This is a genomic window from Streptomyces sp. NPDC054975, from assembly GCF_053609105.1.
In genome coordinates this window covers 32,532-41,184 of record NZ_JBSGWV010000055.1, presented here as the reverse complement: position 1 = coordinate 41,184, position 8,653 = coordinate 32,532, and the positions used below count along the sequence as shown (strand labels likewise).

Annotated in this window: 4 protein-coding genes; 1 reads left to right on the top strand and 3 read right to left on the bottom strand. The window is 70.7% G+C overall.

Annotated elements, in window-relative coordinates:
• Positions 1 to 21 precede the first annotated feature (21 nt).
• The 3 genes from ACWF79_RS30180 to eccD form a co-directional block, all read right to left on the bottom strand.
• A complete protein-coding gene (locus ACWF79_RS30180) occupies positions 22 to 2,244 on the bottom strand; it encodes a polyribonucleotide nucleotidyltransferase (protein WP_453731341.1) in 2,223 nt (740 codons plus the stop codon).
• 283 nt (positions 2,245 to 2,527) lie between these two features.
• The gene (rpsO, locus tag ACWF79_RS30175) at positions 2,528 to 2,818 is read right to left on the bottom strand and encodes a 30S ribosomal protein S15 (RefSeq protein ID WP_158991116.1); all 291 of its coding nucleotides are present in this window, start codon (positions 2,816 to 2,818) and stop codon (positions 2,528 to 2,530) included.
• A gap of 165 nt (positions 2,819 to 2,983) precedes the next feature.
• A complete protein-coding gene (eccD, locus tag ACWF79_RS30170; protein WP_453731340.1) occupies positions 2,984 to 4,459 on the bottom strand; it encodes a type VII secretion integral membrane protein EccD in 1,476 nt (491 codons plus the stop codon).
• A gap of 171 nt (positions 4,460 to 4,630) precedes the next feature.
• Between eccD and eccCa the strand changes: the two genes are divergently transcribed.
• Positions 4,631 to 8,584, top strand: a complete 3,954-nt coding sequence (eccCa, locus tag ACWF79_RS30165) for a type VII secretion protein EccCa (RefSeq protein WP_453731339.1) — start codon at positions 4,631 to 4,633, stop codon at positions 8,582 to 8,584.
• Positions 8,585 to 8,653 lie beyond the last annotated feature (69 nt).

Sequence of the window (8,653 nt, the reverse complement as noted above, 5' to 3'; positions counted from 1 at the left end):
TCGTCACGGAACTACGGGACGTCACTGGTCGGTGTCGTCCTTCGCGTCCTCGGCCGCGGCGTCCTCGTCAGCCATGACCGGCACGAGGGAGAGCTTGCCGCGCTGGTCGATCTCGGCGATCTCGACCTGGACCTTGGCGCCGACCGCGAGCACGTCCTCGACGTTCTCCACGCGCTTGCCACCGGCGAGCTTGCGGATCTGCGAGATGTGCAGCAGGCCGTCCTTGCCGGGCATCAGGGAGACGAAGGCACCGAAGGTGGTGGTCTTGACGACCGTACCCAGGTAGCGCTCGCCGACCTCCGGCATGGTCGGGTTGGCGATGCCGTTGATCGTGGCGCGGGCGGCCTCGGCCTGAGAGCCCTGGGCGGCACCGATGTAGATGGTGCCGTCGTCCTCGATCGTGATGTCGGCGCCGGTGTCCTCCTGGATCTGGTTGATCATCTTGCCCTTGGGGCCGATGACCTCACCGATCTTGTCCACCGGGATCTTGACGGTGATGATGCGCGGCGCGTTCGGGGACATCTCGTCCGGAACGTCGATCGCCTCGTTCATCACGTCGAGGATGTGCAGACGCGCGTCACGGGCCTGCTTCAGCGCGGCGGCCAGGACCGAGGCGGGGATGCCGTCGAGCTTGGTGTCGAGCTGGAGCGCGGTGACGAAGGTCTTCGTACCGGCGACCTTGAAGTCCATGTCGCCGAAGGCGTCCTCCGCACCGAGGATGTCGGTGAGGGCGACGTAGTGGGTCTTGCCGTCGATCTCCTCGGAGATCAGACCCATGGCGATACCGGCGACGGGGGCCTTGAGCGGCACACCGGCGTTCAGCAGCGACATGGTGGAGGCGCAGACCGAACCCATGGACGTCGAGCCGTTGGAGCCGAGAGCCTCGGACACCTGGCGGATCGCGTACGGGAACTCCTCGCGCGTCGGCAGCACCGGCACGATGGCGCGCTCGGCGAGCGCGCCGTGGCCGATCTCGCGGCGCTTGGGCGAGCCCACGCGGCCGGTCTCACCGACGGAGTACGGCGGGAAGTTGTAGTTGTGCATGTAGCGCTTGCGGGTCACCGGGGAGAGGGTGTCCAGCTGCTGCTCCATGCGGAGCATGTTGAGGGTGGTGACGCCCAGGATCTGGGTCTCGCCACGCTCGAAGAGCGCCGAGCCGTGCACGCGCGGGATGGCCTCGACCTCGGCGGCGAGGGTACGGATGTCCGTGATCCCGCGGCCGTCGATGCGGACCTTGTCCTTGATGATGCGCTCGCGGACCAGCTTCTTGGTCAGCGCGCGGTACGCACCGGAGATCTCCTTCTCGCGGCCCTCGAAGGCCGGGAGGAGCTTCTCGGCGGCGAGCTCCTTGACGCGGTCGAGCTCGGTCTCGCGCTCCTGCTTGCCGGCGATGGTGAGCGCCTGCGCGAGGTCGTTCTTGACGGCGGCGGTGAGCGCCTCCAGGACGTCGTCCTGGTAGTCGAGGAAGACCGGGAACTCGCCGGTGGGCTTGGCGGCCTTGGCGGCGAGGTCCGACTGGGCCTTGCAGAGGACCTTGATGAAGGGCTTCGCGGCCTCGAGACCGGCGGCGACGACCTCCTCGGTCGGCGCCTCGGCGCCGCCCTTGACGAGCTCGATCGTGCGCTCGGTGGCCTCGGCCTCGACCATCATGATCGCGACGTCGCCGTCCTCCAGGACGCGACCGGCGACGACCATGTCGAAGACGGCGTCCTCGAGCTCGGTGTGCGTCGGGAACGCGACCCACTGGCCGTTGATCAGCGCGACACGGGTGCCGCCGATCGGGCCGGAGAAGGGCAGGCCGGCCAGCTGCGTGGAGCAGGAGGCGGCGTTGATGGCGACCACGTCGTAGAGGTGGTCGGGGTTGAGCGCCATGATCGTCTCGACGATCTGGATCTCGTTGCGCAGGCCCTTGGCGAAGGACGGGCGCAGCGGGCGGTCGATCAGGCGGCAGGTGAGGACGGCGTCCTCGGAGGGGCGGCCTTCCCGGCGGAAGAAGGAGCCGGGGATCTTGCCGGCCGCGTACATCCGCTCCTCGACGTCCACCGTGAGAGGGAAGAAGTCGAGCTGGTCCTTGGGCTTCTTCGACGCGGTGGTCGCGGAAAGGACCATCGTGTCGTCGTCCAGGTACGCGACGGCGGAGCCGGCGGCCTGCTTGGCCAGGCGGCCCGTCTCGAAGCGGATGGTGCGGGTGCCGAAGGAGCCGTTGTCGATGACGGCCTCGGCGTAGTGGGTCTCGTTCTCCACTATTGGTTTCTCCTACGTGTTCGTCTTTTCGTCCGTCGGCCCGTGTGGCCGGGGACGGTGGTGGAGGAGAAGCGCGCCTTCGGATGCGGGCCGGTCTTCGATCGAAGCACCCGGGGATTGTGGGGTCCGGGGGCCACTACCGAGGACCGGCGGCGTGCCGGCGGCTCCTCGCTCATGAGATGTGGCGTTGTTGCGACCAGAGTAAGTGCCGGTCGGTACATCGCGCACGTACAGCAAAGGGAGCGGCCCCCTAAAAGTGGGAACCGCTCCCTTCACGGCGTCCTTACTTGGCACCGCCGGCCGCACCGCGGCGGATGCCGAGGCGGTCGACCAGGGCACGGAAGCGCTGGATGTCCTTCTTGGCCAGGTACTGCAGGAGGCGGCGACGCTGGCCGACCAGGATCAGCAGACCACGGCGGGAGTGGTGGTCGTGCTTGTGCTGCTTGAGGTGCTCGGTCAGGTCCGAGATGCGGCGGGAGAGCATCGCGACCTGGACCTCGGGGGAGCCGGTGTCGCCCTCCTTGGTGCCGAACTCGGCCATGATCTGCTTCTTCGTAGCGGCGTCGAGAGACACTCGGTACTCCTCTTGGTGTTCGTGCGCCCACGAGTGCCCCTGGTCTTGGTCTCAGGGGAGCTTCCGTGACTCGGAGGCGAAGGTCCGATGAGCGCAGCTCCCAGAGAATCCGGGAGCGCGTACACAAACGGCCGTCACACAGCGTACCAGGTGAGCGGAGCGCCCTTACTTGCTGGTGAGCGAGCGGGCCGCCATGAAGACGTCCAGGACCGCGAGGCAGAGCGGGACGAGAGAGAGCAGGACGAATCCCTCGGTCAGGTCGAGGAGGCGCCCCCAGAAGGGCGAGAGGCCCTTCTTCGGGATGATCAGCCCGATGGCGGTGACGAGGGCCGCGCCGGCGGCGACGGTGGCGGTGAGCCAGATCGTACGGATGTCCAGGCCGCCGCGGTCGCCGTACATCAGCAGGTCCTTGACCAGGTCGGCCGGCGGGTTCAGGGAGAGGCCGAGGATCAGCAGCGCGATGGCGGCGAGGCCGGCCACCAGGGCGCAGGCGACCTGGGAGGTGTAGCGGAAGAGCCGGGCGCGCAGCAGCATCGCGAGGCCGGCGGCGAGGGCGAGGAGCTGGCCCCAGACGTTGCCGGCGAAGCCGAGGACGGCCGCGGAGCCGACGACGACGGCCGCGCAGCCGCCGACGAGGCCGAGGAGCATCTCGTGGCCGCGGCGGGCCTGGAGCGCGATGCGCTCGCCGTCGACGGCCTGGGCCTCGTCGCCGCCGCGGCCGGGCTCGGCGTGGAACTCGTCGTCGGCCGCGCTGCGCGGGGAGGCGTAACCGATGGGCAGCCGGGCGAAGCGGGCCGAGAGGCCGGGCAGGAAGGCGACCAGGCCGACGGCGACGGGCGCGCAGACGGCGGCGGTCTCGGTCGCGGAGGCCTCGGCGACGATCGCCAGGAAGGTCGCGAGGGTGCCGACGGTGGCCAGGAAGGTGGCCGCGACGAAGGGGGCGTCGCCGCTGGGGGTGAGCGCGACGAGGGTGACGGAGGCGACCAGGACGGTCACGCAGCCGAGCAGGAACTGAAGGCGGCCGGGGCCGTGGCCGGCGTCGGGGGCGACGATGCCGGAGCCCGCGATGAGCAGCAGGGGCAGGGCGCCGAGGCCGAGGGCGATGGCGGTGGCCCGGTCGGCGTACACCCGGGCGCGGACGCCCGCGAAGGCGGTGAGCAGGACGCCCACGGCGCCGGCGACGACACCGGGGAGGCTGTGCATGTCGTGGCGTACCGGGTCGGCGAACCAGAGGACGAAGCCCATCAGGACGAGCAGCAGCACGCCGCCGACGAGTCCGGCGCCGCGCAGCAGGTCGTCGCTCCACAGGTGGCGGTCGCGGGTGACGGCCGAGGCGACGGCGTCGGAGACGTCGTCGAAGACGGCGGGCGGCAGCGACTGGGCGAAGGGGCGCAGCGAGAGGATCTCGCCGTCGAGGACCTGCTGGGCGACGAGGGTGCGGGCGCCGTCGAGGACGGTGCCGTCGCGGCGGACCAGGTGGTAGCCGGTGGGGGTGCCGGGCGCCTGGGTCTGGCCGGTGAGCCGAAGGATCTCCGGGTAGACGTCGGCGACGGCGATGTCCTCGGGGAGTGCGACGTCGATACGGCTGTCCGGCGCCACGACGGTGACGCGGCAGAAGCCGGTCGCTGCGGTCGTACTCACGTGTGTGGACCCCCTGATTCGCGGTTGCGCACGGTGCGCGCGCCACCCTACCGGGGACGCGCCGGAGCGCCTGCAAGTAGGATCGCGGTCTCGTGGGGGAGGCCGTCGCGCAGGGGCGCCGGTGCGGAACTCCCGCGGGGAGTCCGCCCGTAACGAGGGATTGATGCGCCGGTGAGCCAGATCGTCGTCAAACGCCCGCCGAGGTCCCTTCCTCCGGAAGTACCCAGTGAGGAACTGGTCCTGGAGGCTCCTCCGGAGCTTCCTAGGGGGCAGCAGGAGGGCATGTTGATGCAGCTCCTGCCGATGCTCGGCATGGGTTCGTCGGTGGTCTTCTTCTTCATGCCTGGCGCCCATCCGTTCATGCGCATCATGGGCATCCTGATGCTGGTCTCGACGGTCGGCATGGTCATCGCGCAGCTCGTGCGGTTCCGCAAGGGTACGCAGGGGCAAATGGCGGATGTCCAGCGTGATTACCTCAAATACCTCGCGCAGACCCGGCGTACGGTCCGGCGCACGGCGCGCAGGCAGCGGGACGCGCAGTTGTATCTGCACCCCTCCCCCGAGCAGCTGTGGTCGGTGGTGGCCGAGGGCTCGCGGGTGTGGGAACGCCGGGTGGGCGACAGTGACTTCGGGCAGGTACGGGTCGGGCTCGGCGCCCAGCAGCTGGCGACGCCGCTGGCGGCGCCGGACACCGCGCCGGTGGACGAGCTGGAGCCGCTGTGCGCGGGCGCGATGCAGCAGTTCCTCGCGGTGCACGGCTCGTTGGACGGGCTGCCGATGGCGGTATCCATGCGGGCCTTCTACCACGTGACGGTCTCCGGTGAGCCGGAGTCGGCGCAGGCCGCCGCGCGCGCCCTGGTCTCGCAGCTGGTGACGCTGCACTCCCCCGACGACCTGATGCTCGCGGTGGTGGCGGCGGGCGGGGCGCAGGAGCGCTGGGACTGGACGAAGTGGCTGCCGCACGCGCAGGTGCCGGGCCAGGTCGACGGGGCGGGCACGAGGCGGCTGTTCGGCGACGACCTCGGTGAGCTGGAGTCGCTGGTCCGTGCGCGGCTCGACGGGCGGCCCCGGTTCAGCCGGGACAGCCAGCCGGTCCTGGACCAGCCGCACGTGGTCGTGGTCCTGGACGGCGGGATGGTGCCGCCGGACTCGCTCTTCGCGGCGCCCGAGGGGCTGCAGGGCGTGACCATCGTCGAGGTGGTCCACGGTGAGCTGGACGAGCCGCGAGGTGGCCTTTCGGTGATCGTGCGGCCCGGGCGGCTGCGTCTGGAGTCCGCGGGGGGCTTCGCGTACGAGGGTGTGCCGGACGGGATCTCGCTGCTGGCCGCCGAGGCGCTGGCGCGGCAGCTGGCGCCGCTGCGGATGGGCGGCGGGGACGACGACGAACCCCTGCTGGCCAATCTGGACTTCACGGACCTGCTGAACCTGGGCGACGCCGCGTCGGTGGACGTGGCGCGGACCTGGCGGCCCCGGTCGGTGGCCGAGCGGCTGCGGGTGCCGATCGGTGTCGGCGAGGACGGCCAGCCGGTCATGCTCGACCTGAAGGAGGCGGCGCAGGAGGGCATGGGGCCGCACGGTCTGTGTGTGGGTGCGACTGGTTCCGGCAAGTCGGAGCTGCTGCGCACGCTCGTCCTCGGTCTTGCGGTGACGCACTCCTCGGAGACGCTGAACTTCGTCCTCGCGGACTTCAAGGGCGGTGCGACGTTCGCGGGGATGTCCCAGATGCCGCACGTGGCGGCCGTGATCACCAACCTGGCCGACGACCTGACGCTCGTCGACCGCATGGGCGACGCGATCCGCGGTGAGTTGCAGCGCCGCCAGGAGCTGCTGCGGTCGGCGGGCAACTACGCCAACATCCACGACTACGAGAAGGCGCGGGCGGCGGGCGCCCCGCTGGAGCCGCTGGCCTCGCTGGTCCTCGTCATCGACGAGTTCTCCGAACTGCTGACGGCCAAGCCGGACTTCATCGACATGTTCATCCAGATCGGCCGGATCGGCCGTTCGCTGGGTGTGCATCTGCTGCTGGCCTCGCAGCGCCTGGAGGAGGGCAAGCTCCGGGGCCTCGACACGTACCTCTCGTACCGGATCGGTCTGCGGACGTTCTCGGCGGCCGAGTCGCGGACGGCCATCGGTGTGCCGGACGCGTACCACCTGCCGTCGGTGCCGGGTTCGGGGTATCTGAAGTTCGGTACGGACGAGATGACGCGGTTCAAGGCCGCGTACGTCTCGGGGACGTACCGGACGGGCGGGCCGCGCCTGGAGGCGGGGGCGCTGCCGATCGAGCGGCGTCCGGCGGTCTTCACGGCGACCCCGGTGCCGGTCGTGTACGCGGCGCCCGACCCGGCGTATCTGGCGGCGCGGCGCGAGGAGGAGGACGACGCGCTCGCGGACACCGTCCTCGACGTGATCGTGCGCCGGCTGGAGGGGCAGGGTGTGCCCGCCCACCAGGTGTGGCTGCCGCCGCTCGACCAGGCGCCCTCGCTGGACCAGCTGCTTCCGGGGCTCGCGCCGACGGCGCACCGCGGTCTTACGGCCACCGAGTACACCCGTCCCGGCGGTCTGACGGTGCCGCTCGGTCTGATCGACAAGCCCTTCGAGCAGCGGCGCGAGGTGCTGTACCGGGACTTCTCCGGCGCGGCGGGCCACATGATGGTGGTCGGCGGTCCGCAGTCGGGCAAGTCGACGCTGATGCGGACGCTGATCTCGTCGTTCGCGCTCACCCACACCCCGGCCGAGGTGCAGTTCTACGCGCTGGACTTCGGCGGTGGCGGCCTGGCGTCGCTGGCCGAGCTGCCGCATGTCGGCGGGGTCGCGTCGCGGCTCGACCCCGAACGGGTCCGCCGTACGGTCGCGGAGGTCCTCGGCGTACTGAACCGGCGCGAGGAGTTCTTCCGTTCGCACGGGATCGACTCCATCGCCACCTACCGGCGCAAGCGGGCCGCGGGTGAACTGCCGGGAGAGCCCTGGGGCGATGTGTTCCTGGTCATCGACGGCTGGGGCGGCTTCCGCAACGAGTACGACATGCTGGAGGGCATCGTCTCCGACATCGCGGCGCGCGGTCTCGGCTACGGCATCCACGTCGTCATCACCGCCGCCCGGTACATGGAGGTCCGCGCGGCGATCAAGGACCAGATGCTGAGCCGTCTGGAGCTGCGTCTGGGTGACGTGATGGACTCCGAGTTCGACCGGAAGGTGGCGGCGAACGTCCCGACGGGCGTGCCGGGCCGCGGCCAGGTGCCGGAGAAGCTGCACTTCATGACCGCGCTGCCGCGGATCGACGGGTCCGGTTCGTCGAGCGACCTCTCGGTGGGGACGGAGAACTTCGTCGCTGCCGTACGGGGCGCGTGGACGGGCCCGGTGGCTCCCGCCGTCCGGCTGCTGCCGCACAAGCTGCCGGCCGACCAGCTGCCGAAGGGGTTCGAGTTCCCGCAGCACGGCATCGCGATCGGTATCGACGAGACGCGGCTGGAGCCCGTCTTCGTCAACTTCGACACCGATCCGTTCTTCCTGATCTTCGGCGAGAGCGAGTCCGGCAAGACGAACCTGCTGCGGCTGATCGCCAAGCAGATCGCGGAGCGCTACTCCCCCGACGAGGCGAAGCTCGTCGTGGGTGACTACCGGCGTGCGCTGCTCGGCAGCCTGCCGGAGGAGCACCTCCTGGAGTACGCCCCGATGGCGAGCTCGATGCAGATGCACATGGAGGCGCTGGCCGGGGTCTTCGCGCGGCGCCAGCCGCCGCAGGACGTGACGCCGCAGCAGCTGCGGGACCGCAGTTGGTGGTCGGGTCCGCAGGTCTTCATCATCGTCGACGACTACGACCTGGTGGCGACGAGCGGAGGCAACCCGCTGGCCGCCCTCGCGGAGTACCTGCCGTTCGCCCGGGACACGGGCGTCCGCTTCATCATCGCGCGCAACAGCGCGGGGGCCTCCCGTTCCATGTACGAGGCGTTCATGCAGCGCATCAAGGAGCTCGGCGCGCAGGGCGTGGTCCTGTCGGGCGACCCGCAGGAGGGCGACCTCCTGGGCAGCGCCCGGCCGCGGCCGATGCCGCCGGGGCGCGGCTACTTCGTGGGGCGCCGGGGCGGCTCGACGCTGGTGCAGACGGGGCGGATGCCGGAGCGATGAGAACGGAGAGAGCGGAGCGGAGAGGCGGCGGGCGGGTGCCGGCCGCCACGCCGAGAGTTCTGCGGAGAG